Source organism: Flavicella sp. IMCC45537, from assembly GCF_057197705.1.
Window position 1 is genome coordinate 591044 of the sequence record NZ_CM170067.1, and the last position, 17082, is coordinate 608125.

At 33.2% G+C, this 17082-nt stretch carries 14 protein-coding genes; 7 read left to right on the forward strand and 7 right to left on the reverse strand.

Annotated features, from left to right (window positions below; genetic code table 11):
• Nucleotides 1-20: 20 nt before the first annotated feature.
• Entirely contained in the window at nucleotides 21-881 is an 861-nt protein-coding gene (locus AC2DGP_RS02725; RefSeq protein WP_484491495.1) for a helix-turn-helix domain-containing protein, read from the reverse strand.
• A 155-nt stretch (nucleotides 882-1036) separates the two neighbouring features.
• Here AC2DGP_RS02725 and AC2DGP_RS02730 point away from each other — a divergent pair, with 155 nt between their 5' ends.
• From AC2DGP_RS02730 to AC2DGP_RS02755, 6 genes are read left to right on the forward strand one after another with little or no spacing between them, the layout of a single operon-like run.
• Entirely contained in the window at nucleotides 1037-4279 is a 3243-nt protein-coding gene (locus tag AC2DGP_RS02730) for a DUF1553 domain-containing protein (RefSeq protein WP_484491496.1), read from the forward strand.
• Between the two features lie 25 nt (nucleotides 4280-4304).
• On the forward strand, nucleotides 4305-5822 hold the full coding sequence (locus AC2DGP_RS02735) for a DUF1501 domain-containing protein (RefSeq protein WP_484491497.1): 1518 nt from the start codon (nucleotides 4305-4307) through the stop codon (nucleotides 5820-5822).
• 29 nt (nucleotides 5823-5851) lie between these two features.
• Entirely contained in the window at nucleotides 5852-6961 is a 1110-nt protein-coding gene (locus AC2DGP_RS02740) for a twin-arginine translocation signal domain-containing protein (RefSeq protein WP_484491498.1), read from the forward strand.
• Between the two features lie 37 nt (nucleotides 6962-6998).
• The gene (locus AC2DGP_RS02745) at nucleotides 6999-8378 is read left to right on the forward strand and encodes a DUF2231 domain-containing protein (RefSeq protein ID WP_484491499.1); all 1380 of its coding nucleotides are present in this window, start codon (nucleotides 6999-7001) and stop codon (nucleotides 8376-8378) included.
• Nucleotides 8378-9538, forward strand: a complete 1161-nt coding sequence (locus AC2DGP_RS02750) for a cytochrome-c peroxidase (RefSeq protein ID WP_484491500.1) — start codon at nucleotides 8378-8380, stop codon at nucleotides 9536-9538. Before AC2DGP_RS02745 ends, AC2DGP_RS02750 begins: the two co-directional genes overlap by 1 nt.
• Nucleotides 9539-9540: 2 nt before the next feature.
• Nucleotides 9541-10464, forward strand: coding sequence for an SGNH/GDSL hydrolase family protein (locus tag AC2DGP_RS02755; RefSeq protein ID WP_484491501.1), 924 nt, complete (start codon nucleotides 9541-9543; stop codon nucleotides 10462-10464).
• Nucleotides 10465-10495: 31 nt separating this feature from the next.
• On the opposite strand, the gene AC2DGP_RS02760 is transcribed toward AC2DGP_RS02755, so the two are convergent.
• From AC2DGP_RS02760 to AC2DGP_RS02775, 4 genes are all read right to left on the reverse strand, one after another.
• The gene (locus AC2DGP_RS02760; RefSeq protein WP_484491502.1) at nucleotides 10496-11176 is read right to left on the reverse strand and encodes a hypothetical protein; all 681 of its coding nucleotides are present in this window, start codon (nucleotides 11174-11176) and stop codon (nucleotides 10496-10498) included.
• Between the two features lie 148 nt (nucleotides 11177-11324).
• Nucleotides 11325-12275 (reverse strand): D-2-hydroxyacid dehydrogenase, encoded by a 951-nt coding sequence (locus tag AC2DGP_RS02765; protein ID WP_484491503.1) that lies wholly within the window; start codon nucleotides 12273-12275, stop codon nucleotides 11325-11327.
• A 61-nt stretch (nucleotides 12276-12336) separates the two neighbouring features.
• Nucleotides 12337-13398 (reverse strand): 3-phosphoserine/phosphohydroxythreonine transaminase, encoded by a 1062-nt coding sequence (serC, locus tag AC2DGP_RS02770; protein WP_484491504.1) that lies wholly within the window; start codon nucleotides 13396-13398, stop codon nucleotides 12337-12339.
• 93 nt (nucleotides 13399-13491) lie between these two features.
• Entirely contained in the window at nucleotides 13492-14550 is a 1059-nt protein-coding gene (locus tag AC2DGP_RS02775) for an acyl-CoA reductase (RefSeq protein WP_484491505.1), read from the reverse strand.
• A gap of 297 nt (nucleotides 14551-14847) precedes the next feature.
• On the opposite strand from AC2DGP_RS02775, the gene AC2DGP_RS02780 reads away from it, so the two are divergent.
• Complete coding sequence (locus AC2DGP_RS02780; RefSeq protein WP_484491506.1) at nucleotides 14848-15141, forward strand: ArsR/SmtB family transcription factor; 294 nt, start codon at nucleotides 14848-14850, stop codon at nucleotides 15139-15141.
• Nucleotides 15142-15273: 132 nt separating this feature from the next.
• On the opposite strand, the gene AC2DGP_RS02785 is transcribed toward AC2DGP_RS02780, so the two are convergent.
• Together AC2DGP_RS02785 and AC2DGP_RS02790 are read right to left on the reverse strand one after the other, a co-directional pair.
• Nucleotides 15274-15720, reverse strand: coding sequence for a hypothetical protein (locus tag AC2DGP_RS02785; protein WP_484491507.1), 447 nt, complete (start codon nucleotides 15718-15720; stop codon nucleotides 15274-15276).
• A 69-nt stretch (nucleotides 15721-15789) separates the two neighbouring features.
• Complete coding sequence (locus AC2DGP_RS02790) at nucleotides 15790-17073, reverse strand: M28 family metallopeptidase (RefSeq protein ID WP_484491508.1); 1284 nt, start codon at nucleotides 17071-17073, stop codon at nucleotides 15790-15792.
• Between the last annotated feature and the right edge of the window lie 9 nt (nucleotides 17074-17082).

A 17082-nucleotide genomic window follows, 5' to 3' on the forward strand; every position in this document is an offset into this window, starting at 1 on the left:
TTTATAGGTTTTATAGATGGTTAGGAGTTGTTTCTTCTGAAATGAGCAGGAGTGGAGCCTGTTATTTTTTTAAAGGTTTTAGAGAAATAAGAAATGTTTTCAAAGCCTGTTTTATCAGCTATTTCTTTTAAAGATTTTTCTGAGGTTAAAAGTAAAAACTGGGCACGTTCTATTCTTATGTTATTGATATAGTTAATAGGTCGCTTGCCGTATTTTTTATTAAAAATTCTTGAAAAATAATCAGGATTAAGGTGGCAATAATCTGCTAAATGATTTACGGTAAGTTGTTCTTGTAGATGAGAATTGATATATCTTAAAATTTGATTGAAATTTTTGTTTGTATTTTTTTTAGATATTGTTTTTTTTCCTTGAATAAATCTTGCGATTAAAATAGATAGAATCCCTTTTGTTTCGATGTAATCTGAATCGGTGATTTGATTATTTTCTTTAAAAAAGTCAGCAGGAGATAAACTATGTTTTAAAATTTGAGGGTTGCTATTGATCAGTTCTCTGTTGGGGTTGATTTTTATGAGTCTTTCAAATAAATACAAATCATGCTCAGTAGCCTTGGTTTCATAGATAAAATCATTATGGTCGTAAATAGACATTCCTTCCCCTAGCTCTTCAAAAAATGATAAGTAAATCTGTTCATGATAATGGTCGCAGTAATAGTTGCTAGGTGTAAAACTTGGAATCAAATATATATGGTCAGGTATTAAGTGAAATACTTTGTTGTTATGGTAAACGGTAGCATGACCTTCTGTGATGTAATACATCCTAGAAAAAGGACTGATGACATTCTTATAATCCCAATTGGTATCCAGTTTAACTTTTGCAGTATTTAATAAAGTGAGCTGAAGAGCTTGGAGTTTTTTTTTCATTAGAAAATTCTGATTAATTCTTTAAAACCTGATAAATATCCTTGTTTGTCTAGTCCAAATATAGTAAAAAGTCGGATTTGTCTATTTTTTTGTCAGATATATTTACGGAATTTACAATGAAACGAAGGTATTTTTGTAACATACTTATGAAACCAATGATGAAAATAAAATTAACAAACCTTGTAATTATAACATTTCTTATGATTTCTTGTGGTACGGATTTACCAGAATCTGTTTCGGAAGAATATAAATCGTTAAGTAGAAAATTAGATTATAACATAGATGTAAAGCCAATATTGTCGGATAAGTGTTTTTTGTGTCACGGACCAGATAAAGGGAAAATTTCCGCGGGTTTACAATTGCATAGTCCTGAATTTTCATATGCAGAACTTCCTGAGACTCCAGGTAAATATGCAATAGTACCTAAAGCATCTCACAAAAGTGAATTGGTAGCTAGAATTTTGTCAGATGATGCTAAAACCATTATGCCAACTCCAGAATCTCATCTTTCTTTAACGGATAAAGAAAAGGCGATTCTTGTCAAGTGGATTGATCAAGGGGCGGAATATAAAGACCATTGGGCATTTGTAAAGCCCGAATTGGCAGAAGTTCCTGTGGTTAAAGGAAAGCCATTTAATGAAGTGGATAATTTTATTTATGAGAAATTAGAGGAATTAAAATTAAAACCATCACCAAAGGCGGATAAGGAGATATTATTGCGTAGAGCCTCATTTGATTTGATTGGGCTTCCACCAACAGAAAAAGAAATTGAATCGTTTTTAGCGGATACTTCTGAAGATGCATTTGAAAAGCAAATAGATAGGTTGCTAGCTTCACCTCATTATGGAGAGCGTATGACATTAGATTGGATGGATGTCGCTAGATATGCAGATACACATGGTTATAGTAACGATAGATATAGAGATACTTCTCCTTGGCGTGATTGGGTAATAAAAGCCTTTAATGAAAATATGCCGTATGATCAATTTGTTACATGGCAGTTGGCAGGTGATTTGTTAGAAAACCCGACAAGAGAACAACGCTTGGCAACCACTTTTAACAGATTACATCCTCAAAATTTAGAGGGGGGGATTATAGACGAAGAATTTAGGTCGGAGTATGTTGCAGATAGAACAGCAACTGTAAGTCAAGGGTTATTAGGTCTTTCTTATGCTTGTGCGAAGTGTCATGATCATAAATATGATCCTATTTCACAAAAAGATTACTATGAGATGTACAGCTTTTTTAATAATGTAGATGAAACAGGGTTGATTCCATGGGATAATGCTACTCCTGTGCCAGCAATGATGTTGCCTACGAAAAAACAAGAGGAAGTAATTGCATACTTAGAAAACTTGGTAGAAGAAACAATCGAGACTACAGAAGAAGTAAAACTGAAAGAGAGTAAAAAGTCAAAAGATTGGTTGGCATCAAATCAGCATAAAACAATTTCAACACATCAAAGACCTTCAAATCTGATTGCAGAATTTAATTTTGATTCTAAGAAATTGGTAAATAAAATTGGAGGTAATGGGATGAATAATATTCAAATGCGCCAGCAATTTGTTAAAAAAGAGCCCGTAACTCTAAAGCAAGGAAAAAGAGGAAATGGATTAGCGTTAAATGGAGATACTTGGTTGGATTTAGATAAAATAGGAATCTTTCAGCGCAACCAGCCATTTAGTATCGGAATTCAGGTTTTTGTTCCTAAGGAGTTGGAAACCGGAGTGATCTTTCATAAAATGAATAGTCCAGAATTGCATAGTTTCAGAGGATATCACTTAAAGATAAAAGACAACAAACTAGAAGCATTGTTGGCACATGTGTATCCTGATAATGCGATTGTAATTGAATCGGTTGATGAAATTCCTAAAGAGGAGTGGGTGCAAGTTACCATGACTTATGATGGTTCTAGTAAGGCAGATGGATTGTCAATCTATATGAATGGAAAGCAATTAAAAACAACAACTTCTTTTGATAACTTATATAAAGATATCATTTTCCACGGTTTACGTTTGTATGGAAAAAAGAGCCCGAAGTTGGAGCCAGGTTTACGAATTGGTGCCGTTTGGAGAGGAAAAGGTATACGGGGTGCAACCGTTGATGATTTGTTGGTTTTTGACAAAGAATTGAGTGCTATTGAAGTGATGCAAATTGCAGATACCAAAGCATTGAACGATTTGAAGAAAAAGTCAGTCGGTAATTTAAATCCTTCAGAGAAAGCGTTATTAGAAGCCTATTATTTGTCAGCCAAATCAAAGCCTTTTGCAAAAGCGTTGAAAAAGTTAGAAAAGGAACGTTTGGTTTATGTGGATAGTGTGAATAAGGTGCAACAAATAATGGTAATGAAAGAAAGAGTGACACCAAGACAAACTCATATATTAGATCGTGGAAATTACGATTCACCTACAGAAGAAGTATTTCCGAATGCTCCTGAGGATATATTCCCAATGGCTGAATCTTTACCAAAGAATAGATTAGGATTGGCAAAATGGATTACAGATGGAGACAATCCTTTAACAGCTAGAGTTACCGTAAATAGATATTGGCAGAATTTATTTGGAAGGGGGATTGTAAATACTTCAGAAGATTTTGGAAATCAAGGAGAAATTCCGAGTCATCTTGAATTATTAGATTGGTTAGCTGTTAATTTTGTTGCTTCTGGTTGGGATGTAAAAGCGCTGCATAAAACAATGATGCTTTCTAATACCTATCAACAAAGTTCTGTGGTGTCTAAAGAATTATTAGAGTTTGATGGTGAAAACAAATGGTTAGCGAGAGGTCCGGCTACACGTCTTTCTGGAGAAATGCTAAGAGATAATGCTTTGTTCGCTTCAGGTTTATTGGATGCTGAAATTGGAGGTAAAAGTGTACGGCCTTACCAACCCAATGGGCTTTGGAAGGTAAACGGAGATACTTATGTGAGAGATGGATTAGAAGGTCTTTATAGAAGAAGTATGTATACCATATGGAAGCGTACTGTACCAAATCCTACTATTGCAACATTCGATGCACCAACCAGAGACTTATGTTCTTCTAGAAGACAAAAAACAAATACGCCGTTGCAAGCTCTGGTAATCCTTAACGATCCTACTTATGTGGAAGCCTCTCGTGTGTTAGGAAAGCATATGGCTGATACAGGTGATGTGAAAACAGGGATTAAATCAGCATTTAGGAAATTAACAGGTAGGAGTATTTCAGATAGAGAATTACAAGTGCTATCAAAATTACAAGAAACCGAATATGAAAAATTTAAGAAAAACCTTGATAAAACGAAAGGTTGGTTGAATACCGGAGAATTTAAAATTTCAAGTTCAGATGATAAAGCTTTGGTTGCAGCAAATGCAGTAGTTGCAAGTACCATTATGAATTCTGACGCAAGTATTACTAAAAGATAATTGTTTATTTCTAAAAAATATAAATATGTGTAATAATCATGAACATAGTAAATTAAGATCAAATAATAGAGATTTACAAGAAATAGAAAAACAAGTTGATAGGAGACATTTTTTAAAGAAAACATCTTTGGGATTGGGTGCCTTAGCTTTTAGTAGTTTGTTAGGAGCAGATAAAGTATGGTCTTCAATTAATAAAGCTAAATCAGACGAAGAGCTTTTAAAAGCATTCAATAAAAATAATCTAGGATTACCACATCATTTGCCAAAAGCAAAACGAATTATTTATTTATTTCAAAGTGGAGGTCCGTCTCAATTAGATTTGTTTGATTACAAACCGAAGTTGACGGATATGTTTGGAAAAGAATTACCTGATTCTGTGATTGCTGGACAACGTTTGACGGGGATGAGTGGTAGTCAAAGTACTTTGCCAATTGCTCCATCTTCATTAAAGTTTAAACAGTATGGAGAGTCAAGAGCTTGGGTAAGTGAAGCGATGCCTTATCTATCTGAAGTTGTGGATGATATTTGTTTTATAAAAGGAATGCAAACAGACCAGATAAACCATACTCCAGCCATTACATTTATGCAAACAGGACACCAGTTACCGGGTAGGCCTGCGATTGGTTCTTGGTTGAGTTATGGATTAGGATCAGATAATGAAAATTTACCGACCTTTATTACGTTAGTTTCAAAAAACGGAAAAGGACAACCTTTGAAAGCTAGTCTTTGGGGGAATGGATTTTTACCTACAGAACACCAAGGGGTTCAATTTAGATCAGGGAAAGATCCAGTGTTGTTTTTAAGTGATCCAGAAAATTATGATGGACATGATAGAAGGCATATGTTAGATTATTTGAATAACTTAAATGACTTGCAAAGTGATGCTTATGGGGACCCTGAAATTCAAGCAAGAATGTCACAATATGAAATGGCTTTTAAAATGCAAACTTCAGTGCCCGAGGTAACAGATTTATCTGATGAGCCAGATTATATGTTTGATTTGTATGGTAAAGACAGTCGTGATCCAGGTACTTATGCAGCCAATTGTTTAATGGCTCGTAAGTTATTAGAAAAAGGAGTAAAGTTTGTACAATTATATCATCAAGGTTGGGATCAACATGGATACTGTCCGAGTGGTGTAAAGTCAAATTCAAAGAAAACAGATCAAGCAAATGCTGCTTTGATTAAGGATTTGAAACAACGAGGAATGTTTGAAGATACGTTGATTGTTTGGGGAGGAGAGTTCGGGAGAACGGTTTACTCTCAAGGACAGTTGACAACTACCAATTATGGACGTGATCATCACCCTAAAGCATTTACAATGTGGATGGCTGGGGCAGGAGTAAAACCAGGTTTTAGCTATGGTGAAACTGATGATTTTAGTTATAATGTGGTAAAAGATCCGGTACATGTTCATGATTTTCATGCTACTTTGATGCATTTATTTGGTGTGGATCATGAAAAACTTACTTTCAAACATCAAGGACGACGTTATCGATTGACAGATGTTCATGGAAATGTTGTGAATGATTTATTAGCCTAAAAAAGAAACAAAAACCTAAACCAATATACATGGAAAGTTCAAGAAGAAATTTTATTAAAAAATCCAGTTTGGCAGGAGTTGCTTTAGCTTCAATTCCTTCCTTTGGGTTCCATATGATTAAAAAGCCAATAGAAAAGGAAACAATTCTGGGGCATGGAGATTATCAATATAAATTAGTAAAAGACTGGGCTCAAATGAGTTATGTTCATACTCCTTTGTTAAACTGTCATGAAATGCAAATGGATAGTAAAGGAAGATTGATCATGATTGGAGATCATCCTTCCAATAACATCATCATATTTGATAAATCAGGTAAAGTTTTGGATACTTGGGGAACTGCGTATCCAGGTGGACATGGCTTGACAATTAGTAATGAAGGGGGAGAAGACTTTTTGTTTTTAGCGGACTCTGGTTGGTTTCTAGGAAAAAGTGGAAAATGGATCAAACATAACGGTCGTATTTCAAAAACAACAACAGATGGTCGTGTGCTATTTGATATAGGGCATCCTCAAACTATTGGAGTTTATAAACCTGGAGAATCATTTTGTCCGACAGAGGTAGCAATTGGACCAAATGGTGATATTTATGTTGCGGATGGGTATGGTATGAGTAGAATTATTCAGTATGATTATAATGGTCAATATATCAGACATTGGGGAGGGAGTGATAACCCCGACAAAAATTACCAATTGAAAAGTGCGCATGGTGTTGCTATAGATTATCGAGATAAAAACAATCCTATGGTGATTTGTACCTCAAGAAATCAAGCCTCGTTTAAATGGTTTACGCTCGATGGGAAATATGTTAAAACCCTACATCTTCCTAATATGCAGGTTTGTAGGCCAGTTTTAGATGGTGATAATCTGTATGCAGGTGTGTGTTGGTCGCAACCAAAAGTCGGTAGAACAACATGGAAAGAACCTACTGGGTTTGTAACAATTTTGGAAGGAGATACGGTAGTATCTAATCCGGGAGCAACTGCACCATTATATGTTGATGGCGAATTGCAAAAATCGTATCAATTACATGAAAGACCTATATCTCATGGACATGATGTATGCGTAGATAATGATAAAAATATTTATGTATGTCAATGGAATGCCAATAAAACACCTCCGTTAAAATTAGAAAGAATTTAATATAGCCAGGCTATTCATATTTTTAAAGTATATATAGATGAATGAAGTACCAGATTTTGTGATTTTTTTAGGGAGGTTTCACCCGCTATTGGTTCATTTACCAATTGGCTTTTTGTTGTTTGCCTTTTTGTTAGAAATCTTTCAAAGAATCAAGAAAATAAATGAGTTTGATAAAGCTATATCTGCGGCTTTGTTGTTAGGAGGAGTAGGAGCAATTGGAGCAAGTGTTTTGGGGTATATGTTGTCACAAAGTGGTGGGTATAATCAAGATATGTTAGACCAGCATTTTTGGTTCGCCATCGTAACCATTATAATATCCTTGTTGGCTTGGGCCTTAAAAGAGAATTATTTAAAAATAAAATTAGATCAAAACTCTAAAATTCACCTTTATCTAAGTATTGTTATTGTCGTTTTAATAAGTATAACGGGGCATTTAGGTGGGAATTTAACACATGGTAGTGAATATTTATTAGAATATGCACCTTTTGGAAGACCGGAACAATTAGTTTTAGAACCGGTAACAGAAGTGCAAGAAGCAACTGTATATGGACATTTAGTTGCACCAATATTAAAAGAAAAATGTTTGAGTTGTCATAATGAATCCAAGCTTAAGGGTGCCCTATCATTACAGGATTCTATATCTATGTTTAAGGGAGGGAAACATGGTTTTTCTTTGGTTGTAGGTGATGCCAATGCATCAGAAATATACAAACGTGTAATGCTTGATCCGCATGATAAAAAATTTATGCCACCGGAGGGAAAACCTGGATTGACAGATGATGAAAAGGAAATATTAGCGTATTGGATCAATACTGGAAAAGCAGATTTTTCTAAGAAATTGAATGAAATAGAAACGAATGACGAAATTCTAAAAACAGCAAGTAAGTTGTTAGGACTAGATGAAAAAAGTGCTGCAGCAAAGCTAGCAACTGTATCAGAAATTCCTCAAGAAATTTTAAATGAGTTGACTAAGGAAGGATTTGTTTTGAGGGAATTAGTATTTGGATCTAATTTATACGATGTGGTATTGCCAGAGAATTCAAGTAAATCAGAAGAAGAAATGATTAGAAAAATAGATGTTTTGACAAAAGCCAGGAATAATATTTTATGGCTTTCAATTCAAAATAATCATTTGAATGATGCGTTATTAGTTAAGTTAACTGCCTTTGAAAATTTGCAAAAATTACATTTAAATAAAAACCCAATTACAGATGTTGGGATTCAAAAATTGACATCAATTCCAAATTTAAGGAGTTTGAATATCTATGAAACAAAGGTTACACAAAACTGTTTTGAGGCATTGAATTCGATTAAAACCTTGAAAAATGTATATCTATGGAAAACTGAAATTACTGATGCTCAGATTCAAGAGTTCAATAAAAAGGATTCTCATTTAAATTTAATACTAGGTATTTAATGCGGTTTTGTTTCGTTTTGATTGTAGTGTTGTCTTTTGTGGCCTGTAAGGATTCAAATGATACTCTAAAAAAAGAAATAAAAAATGAGGGAGTTTATATCCCTCTTCCGAAAATTGTTTTACACCCAAAAGACAATCCATCTAACAAAGATAAAATTAGGTTAGGTAAATTGTTGTTTTATGACCCGATAATATCAGGGAATAAAGATGTGGCTTGTGTTTCTTGTCATCATCCTGATTTTGGATATGCGGAGGGCTTAGATCTGTCTATTGGTGTAAATGGAGTGGGATTGAGCCGCTCTAGAAAGTTTCTAAAAGGTACTAAAATTCCTATTGTGAAACGAAATGCCCACACGATTTTAAATACTGCATTTAATGGCATTAATGAAAATGGATTTTATGATCCTGCAATTGCACCTATGTTTTGGGATGTTAGAAAAAAGAGTTTGGAAGATCAAGCTATAGGACCTATACAATCTTTAGAAGAAATGAGGGGATTTCGTTACTCTGAAGAAGAAATTTTGGATACCATCGTAGCTAGATTGAATACTATAAAAGAATACCGAGAATATTTTAGCATTGCATTTCCAGAAAATCCAGTTGTAGATATTTCTAATGTAGCCAAAGCCATTGCAAGTTTTGAACGAACTTTAGTGACCCCAAATTCGAGATTTGATCAATATATGGCAGGGGACAAGCATGCTTTGTCTGAGGGAGAAAAAAAAGGATTTGAACTTTTTAAAACTGTAGGATGTGCGACTTGTCATAGTGGTCCTATGTTTTCGGACTATAAATTACATGTGTTAGGAGTTCCAGAAAACCCAAAGCTTTCTTATGTTGATGTTGGTACAGATAGTACATTTGCGTTTAGGACGCCAAGTTTAAGAAATTTACGATTTACAGCTCCATATATGCATAATGGACAGTTTGACGACTTGCAAGCGGTATTAGAATTTTATGAAGATATTGCAATAGGTCATTCGATAAATCCAAATGTGTCTGATAAAGAAATGGATAGCTTGATAGAAAATATTTCTATAAAAGTTAAGGATATGTCATTAATTATTTCTTTCTTTAATAGCTTAAATTCAACAAATTTTGATAAAGAAATTCCTTCTTCGGTACCAAGTAAACTGCCCGTAGGAGGTAACATCCATTAATTATGAAAAAAATAGTATTCCTACCCCTAGTACTCTTTAGTTTTTTAACTTTTGCGCAAAAAATAACATTTAAAATTCCTGAGGATGCCAAAAGAATTGTATTTCTTGGAAATAGCATTACTTATCAAGGGCATTATATTTCTTATTTAGAAGCATATTATAAATTAAAATATCCAGATCGTGTTTTAGAATTTATAAACGTGGGTTTGCCTAGTGAAACTGTCTCACAGTTATCAGAAGAAGGGCACGCAGATGGTAAATTTGAGAGACCTAAGTTACAAGAAAGGTTAAAACGCATCTTAAAGAAAACGAAACCCGATTTTATTTTTGCTTGTTATGGTATCAATGATGGGATATATTTACCTTTTGATGAAACTAGATTTGATGCTTTTAAAAAAGGCATGAATTGGTTAAACAAACGTTTGATAAAAGAAGAAATTCCTGTAATTTATATAACACCAACTATTTATGAGAAGGAGGGAGATTTGGCTTATACGAATGTGGTTGATATTTACTCTAATTGGGTGGTCAGTAATATGTATACAAATGATTGGAATGTGATTGATATTCATACGCCTTTAATGGTTAAAATTGGCATGAATAGGCTGAATAATCCGTACTATAAATTTGCTAATGATGGAATTCATCCAACACAAAATTCTCATTGGTTGATGGCCAATCAAATATTAATCTCGTTAGATGAATTAGAAAGACTTCAAAATACAAGTAAGGAGTGTTTTGATACTTTTAGTAATGGTGATAGAATATTAAGTTTGGTAGAACGTAAGCAAATTATACAAAAAGATGCATGGCTTACAGAAACAAAACATAAAAGACCAAATATGAAAGTAGGCTTACCAATGAGCAAAGCAATATCTGAGATAAAGGTAATTGACGCCGAAATTGATGTTTTAATAAAGGAATAAAAAAAAGCTATCCAATTGGATAGCTTTTTTATTAGGATAATTTAATGCTACAATGATAAAAATCTTGTGCTAATAAAAGACTTTCGTCAGTATATGAGTTGTTGATTTCTCTAATTTTTTTATGAATAGCAAGTAACTCTTCATCCTTAGAGATAAGGATATTAATAGTTTTCATTACTTTAAAAAATCGAGTAATATCTTTTTCAGTAGGAATGGATTTACTTTTTACAGCCTCCATAAACTGTTTGAATTCGTCATATTTATAGATAGAATATTTTTGAGGATATTTAAAAGACAAATAAATTGAAATCATGGCATAATCACCATGAAAATGATTTGTGAACTCCGGATTTGTTTTAATGATCTGATTTCTCATTGTATCACAATCATAAATAAAGAATTCTATTCTAGCTTCTAAATCCTTTTCTTCATTCAAAAGGTTCGTGAACATTCCTCGTACTTTTTCTTGATCGTAATCAAGCATGACAAACATAGCTTCTTTTGGGAAAAAATTTTCTCCTTCCCATAAACGTGTTGAAACATTTTTAGAAAAACTGTTTTCATACATTTGTTTGAAATCATCAGCTTTTAAGTCCCAGTTGTCTTGAAATTGTTTGATAGCATCCCATTTGAACAAAGATTTATAAGCAGAGCTATCTTGGATATGTTCTTTATAGGATTGTATTTTGGAATTGATAATATCTAATACCATATATGTGGGCTTATTTTAAGTAAGGTAAATTTACAATTTTATGAAATTGTAAAATAGAGCAGTATTATAATTTTATATTAAAATTAAAATAAGAGCAAAAAATAAGGCTGTCTTAAAAGACAGCCTTTTAATTTTTATGAAAGAGTGATTATTTCAACAATTCAATAATTTGAGTTGCTAATTCACCACCAATTCTATCTTGTGCTTCACCAGTTGCAGCACCAATATGAGGAGTTAATGAAATTTTAGAATTCATTAATACCTGTACAGCAGGTTTTGGTTCTGTTTCGAATACATCTAAAGCAGCTCCACTTAACTTTCCGCTTTCTAAAGCAGCAACTAAAGCAACCTCATCAACAACACCACCACGAGCAGCATTTGCAATAAAGGCACCATCTTTCATGATTTCAATTTCTTTAGCTCCAATTACGTACTCATCTTGAGCAGGTACGTGTAATGTTAAGAAATCAGCTTGTTTTAATACTTCTTCTTTAGAGATTGTATCAACTTTGATATCTATTTTTTGACCATCGATAAAGTCAAGAGAAATAGTAGCAGATTCCATAAAAGGATCAAAAGCAACAACTTTCATTCCTAGTCTTAAAGCAACTGCAGCAGTAGCTTGTCCAATTCTTCCAAATCCAAGAACACCAAGAGTTCTTCCTTTTAATTCAACTCCACCAGCATAAGCCTTTTTCAAACCTTTAAAGTTTGTTTCACCTTCTAAAGGCATATTTCTATTGGCATCATGTACAAAACGAGCTAAACCTGACAAATGAGCAAATACCAATTCAGCAACTGAATGTGAAGATGCAGCAGGAGTATTGATTACATGAACACCTTTATCTCTAGCGTATTGTACATCAATATTATCCATTCCAACACCACCACGTCCAATAATTTTGATTGATGGACATGCATCAATTAATTCTTGACGTACAGTAGTTGCACTACGTACTAAAATCACATCAATTCCTTCTTCATTGATGTAAGTTTCTAGTTGCTCTTGAGCAACCGTAGTTAAAATTACTTTGAAACCAGCAGCTTCTAAAGCAGTAACACCGCTTTGAGCTAATCCGTCATTTGCTAATACTTTCATTCTATGTTATTTTATAAGTAAAAAATAAAAGTGATGCCGAAAAGCATCACTTTATTAAATGTTATTTGTTTAATTCTTGCATTGCATTTACCAATACTTGAATACTTTCAATTGGCATTGCGTTATAGATACTTGCTCTATATCCTCCAACAGATCTATGTCCGTTGATTCCACTAATTCCAGCAGCAGCAGCTAACGCATCAAATTTTTCTTTTTGAGACTCATCTGCTAGAGTAAAGGTAACGTTCATGTTAGAACGATCTTCTTTTGCAGCAAACCCTACAAATGCAGGATTGTTATCTATTTCGTTGTATAATAAAGCAGCTTTCTCATTGTTGATTTTCTCCATAGCCTCAACACCACCTTTGGCTTTTAACCATTCTAAGGTCAACATAGAAACGTATACAGGGAAAACAGGCGGAGTATTAAACATACTTCCAGCTTTTGCGTGTACAGCGTAATCTAACATTGAAGGAATTGTTCTTCCTGATGTTCCAAAAACTGCATCCTTTACAATGACCAATGTAGTTCCAGAAGGTCCCATATTTTTCTGAGCACCAGCATAAACAACATCAAATTGAGAAAAGTCAATTTTTCTAGAGAAAATATCAGAACTCATGTCTACAACTTTCAATACATCACCACCTGGAAACTCATTTAATTGAGTTCCAAAAATAGTATTGTTTGAAGTAAAGTGAATATAGTCTGCATCAGCAGGAACATCATATCCTTTAGGAATATAATTGTATCCTTTATCTTTTGAAGAAGCAACAACAACTGTTTCTCCAAAGTTTTTAGCTTCTTTGATTGCTTTAGAACTCCATGCTCCAGTATCTACATAGGCAGCTTTACCACCTTCTTTTAATAAGTTGTAAGGAGCCATTAAGAACTCTGTACTTGCACCTCCTTGTAAGAATAATACAGAATACCCTTCTGGTAATTCTAATAATTCTTTTACCAAAGCTTGCGCTTTGTCCATTACAGCGATGAAATCTTTACTTCTGTGTGAAATTTCAATTAGAGATAATCCTAATCCGTTAAAATCAATAACTGCTTCACTTGCTTTTTTTAATACTTCTTGAGGCAAGATAGATGGTCCTGCGCTAAAATTATGTTTCTTCATGGTATTTGATTTCTATAATGATTGTCGTAAAAACGAATCGCAAATTTCGACAATTTTATTTATTTGACAATTTAAAATTTGTAAAATTATCAACTATAATGTTAATAAAAATTTAAGGGTATCTACGTTATCTGCATAATCCCATAATTGAGGGTTTTGTGTTTCACCCAATGGAATAGAATTAAGCTCTTGAATATCACTAGTTATGCATTGTATTTTATCTGAGTCTTGTTTAAGTTTACCCTTTAATTCCTCAATATTCTCATAGTATTCATAAAACAACGATGAAATAGGAGAGGCATAGCTTTTATCTTCTTTTAGCATTAAAAAACCATTTTCTCGAATGTTAAAAAGACTCATTAAATAAACGGCTTTATTATATTCATAGTTGTTTGCATATCTTTCATAATTCACAATGTCTTTATGAGGGAAAGCTGCTTTGAAAATCCTATCTAAATCAAAGTCTTTAGGCAGGAATAATTTAGAGACACTCCTACAACCTAAACCAAAGTATCTAAAAACATCATTCGCCATTTTTTCAAGTTGCTCATCATTTTCTTCCCCTGATAAAACAGCAGCAGTATTTCTGTTTTTTCTAATAATGTTTGGATGTTTACCAAAATAATATTCAAAATAACGAGCCGTATTGTCACTACCTGTTGCGATTACAGCATCAAAACTGTCTAGTTTTTTTTCTGTAAATTCAATTTTACCTTTGAATTCCGGTTCTACGTATTCTAAATATTTAGCTATAAGAGGAATAAAGTTTTTATCGTTTGAAGAAAGTTTAGCTAAAACAGAATGCCCTGACATAAGTACACATAAAAAATCATGGAATCCTACAAGAGGAATGTTTCCCGCCATTATAATAGCAACTCTTTTAGAAGTTGAGATGTTTAACTCATATGCAGAAAGCCACCTTTCAATGTTGTCATTAGTCAAAGCTTCGCTCCAGCTTTCTATGGAAAACAAAACGTTTTCTTGATTGAACCAGCCATTAAACTCTTTTGCTCGAGAAATCTGCATTTTAAAGGCGTCAAAAAATAAATCATTGAATAAGATGTCTTCTTTTTTTGTAATTCCTTTTGTAGCAAATTGACTTAGAAACAAACCTAGTTTGATAAATGCCTCTTTTCGTTGGGTCAAAACCATTGTATAAGTAATTTAAATAAAGTGCAAAGGTACTTAGTTTGTTTAAAGTAAGATTCTAAAAAGTAAAAAACCTTTAGTTGTATAAATGAAAAGTCCTTTGCGGGGTATGACAAAGGACTAGGTATTAAGAGTTATTCATTCTGTGGTATGGGGTAAGTACCATTCAAATATTAATTAACTCCATTCTTATTTCATAGTTTGGGGTATGAACATACTGATTTACAGTTTGTTTGTACAAATATATATTAATATTTGAATAAAACAACATATGTTCATATATTTGTTTAAAAATATTCTATGACTGCTAATCTCCAATCCAATTATTTAAGAAAACTTACAAAAACGGCAAGTGTTCTAAAGGTGATCGCGCATCCTGTTCGTTTGCAGATTTTGGAAGCTTTGGGAGATAAAGGTAGTTTGACAGTTTCTAAGATAAAAGAGATTATTTCCTCAGAAGTGGAACAATCTATGTTGTCACATCATTTGATAAAAATGAAAGACAACGGGGTTTTAAGTTCGGTGAAAAAAGGAAAATTTAATTATTATAGTTTGGTTGATAAGTCGTTAGTTTCCATTCTACCTGCACGCTGATGTCTAAGAAAAAAAACTGGCGATTTTAAAAATTGATACGGTTCGTAATGAGTTCTTCCAAGTGTTTTAAGATTTAAATGTAAACTAAAAAAGGTGAATCCATGGATTCACCTTTTTTAGTTTGACAGTTGCTTATGCTAGAATGTTTGTTTTGAATTTTTTCCAGTATTGCATTATGATAAATGTGCAGATAACAGAGGAGGCCAATCCTTCGATGAGAATTGCAAAAACTACTTTCCCTAAGGATAGGTTTTTTCCCCAAACACTTGAGTTTTCCATTACATGAAGTAATTCGTAATTTATAAAAGTGATATAGAAAATTAATGAAAAAGCTACAGCTAAAACAGCAAAAAAAGAAGTTGAGAAGCCAATGGATAAGTTTGTTAAATAGGTGTTGTTGTGGTTTCTGTAGAGGTTTTGTTTGATCGCTGAATTTACTCCCCATACTACAATCAGAAAATTAAATAATCGGAGTTCTGTAATGTTTTCAAGTCCTAGAACTTTCATTAGAAAGAAATAAGCAACAATTCCAAAGAAAATTTTTAACGCATTGTTGATGATAATTTTTGAAGTTTCCATATGCTTTGATTTGAAGTTTGTATTAGTGGTTCTTTTAAAGATACTAAAAATAAACATCAAATAAAAGCTTTAAAACGTGTCAATATAGAGTTTTAGTAATTTGGCATAGTTTTCAAACTCTGTAAATGGAAGTGTGTGGTATTGGTCGTAAATATCATGGTATGCCTTAATTCCGCCCAACGTATATATGTAAAAGCTAGGTACTCCTTTGTTGTAGAAAAAACAATGGTCACTGTTGCATGCTGGACCTCTTGGTTTAATGGCAGCTAATAAAGAGTATGTGTTGTTTAGGTTGGTTAATTGATTGAATTGATGCATGAATTCTGTAGCATTCACTACTTTAATTCCTTCGTCTCCGGTTCCAGCAAGATCAAAATTAAACAAGAATTTTATTTTATCGAGTGGTGCGAGTGGGTTTTCTGTATAGTGTTTAGACCCTAATAGCCCGATTTCTTCTCCTCCAAAGGCGATAAAAATGATATCGTATTTTGGTTGGTTTGTTTTGAGAGAGTAATGTTTGGCGAGGTCTAATAGTAGGGCAACTCCGCTCGCGTTGTCGTTGGCACCAGGGAAAATGGTTTTTTTACCCATCATACCAAGGTGGTCATAGTGTGCAGAGATAACTATAGTTGAGTCTGTTTGGGAGGAACCCTTGACGTAACCTATTACATTTTGTGTTTTTTCTTTTTCAAGAAATACGCTTTCACAGTTTAAGTAAACGGTTTTAATTTTTTTAGTGTCGATTGTCTTGTTTGTCGTAAAGCTGGCTTTCGAAATTTGCTGTGTGCTACCAGTCCAAGTGAGTTTTTCATGTTTAAAAATAATTGTAGCTCTACATTGAATGTCAGGAGAGTAGACTAGGAAGTTTGTAATTTCGTTTAGCTTTTTTTGATTGTTTTTGGAAACTTCTTTTATTTTTTGAAGGTCGATTAATAAAATTTTATTTTTTGAGTTTTCAATTTTTTCAAGGAGGGTATTTTTATCTAGTAGGTTTTCTATGGAGATATAGGTGGTTTCAAATTCTCCAGAAATGCTTGGACTTGCAGGGTTGATTAAAAAATCAACGCCAGGTTTTAGTTTGTTGTCGTTTAATTTGAGTAAAATTTTGTTGGGCTGCGTGTTGACAGAGGTGTGAAAAGTTTGGAAATAGCTATTTTCAAACTGCAATAGATGTTGTTTTTTAAATTCTTTGGCAATATAAGTAGCGGCTTTTAAATGTCCTTTTTTAACATAGCCTCTGCCATTCATTTTCTTGGAACTTAATTTTTTTACGTTTTTTTTTGCATACGATAGCTGACTGTAGTTGAGTTGAGAAATAAAGATCGCAAAAAAGAAACAAGCTACTTTTTTCATAATATGTTA

Excerpts from the sequence above, each read along its gene's own strand:
- AC2DGP_RS02755 (WP_484491501.1), top strand. The coding sequence starts at position 9,541 with ATGAAAAAAATAGTATTCCTACCCCTAGTACTCTTTAGTTTTTTAACT.
- AC2DGP_RS02765 (WP_484491503.1), bottom strand. The coding sequence starts at position 12,275 with ATGAAAGTATTAGCAAATGACGGATTAGCTCAAAGCGGTGTTACTGCT.
- serC (WP_484491504.1), bottom strand. The coding sequence starts at position 13,398 with ATGAAGAAACATAATTTTAGCGCAGGACCATCTATCTTGCCTCAAGAA.
- AC2DGP_RS02730 (WP_484491496.1), top strand. The coding sequence starts at position 1,037 with ATGATGAAAATAAAATTAACAAACCTTGTAATTATAACATTTCTTATG.
- AC2DGP_RS02745 (WP_484491499.1), top strand. The coding sequence starts at position 6,999 with ATGAATGAAGTACCAGATTTTGTGATTTTTTTAGGGAGGTTTCACCCG.
- AC2DGP_RS02775 (WP_484491505.1), bottom strand. The coding sequence starts at position 14,550 with ATGGTTTTGACCCAACGAAAAGAGGCATTTATCAAACTAGGTTTGTTT.
- AC2DGP_RS02740 (WP_484491498.1), top strand. The coding sequence starts at position 5,852 with ATGGAAAGTTCAAGAAGAAATTTTATTAAAAAATCCAGTTTGGCAGGA.
- AC2DGP_RS02790 (WP_484491508.1), bottom strand. The coding sequence starts at position 17,073 with ATGAAAAAAGTAGCTTGTTTCTTTTTTGCGATCTTTATTTCTCAACTC.
- AC2DGP_RS02785 (WP_484491507.1), bottom strand. The coding sequence starts at position 15,720 with ATGGAAACTTCAAAAATTATCATCAACAATGCGTTAAAAATTTTCTTT.
- AC2DGP_RS02750 (WP_484491500.1), top strand. The coding sequence starts at position 8,378 with ATGCGGTTTTGTTTCGTTTTGATTGTAGTGTTGTCTTTTGTGGCCTGT.
- AC2DGP_RS02735 (WP_484491497.1), top strand. The coding sequence starts at position 4,305 with ATGTGTAATAATCATGAACATAGTAAATTAAGATCAAATAATAGAGAT.
- AC2DGP_RS02725 (WP_484491495.1), bottom strand. The coding sequence starts at position 881 with ATGAAAAAAAAACTCCAAGCTCTTCAGCTCACTTTATTAAATACTGCA.
- AC2DGP_RS02780 (WP_484491506.1), top strand. The coding sequence starts at position 14,848 with ATGACTGCTAATCTCCAATCCAATTATTTAAGAAAACTTACAAAAACG.
- AC2DGP_RS02760 (WP_484491502.1), bottom strand. The coding sequence starts at position 11,176 with ATGGTATTAGATATTATCAATTCCAAAATACAATCCTATAAAGAACAT.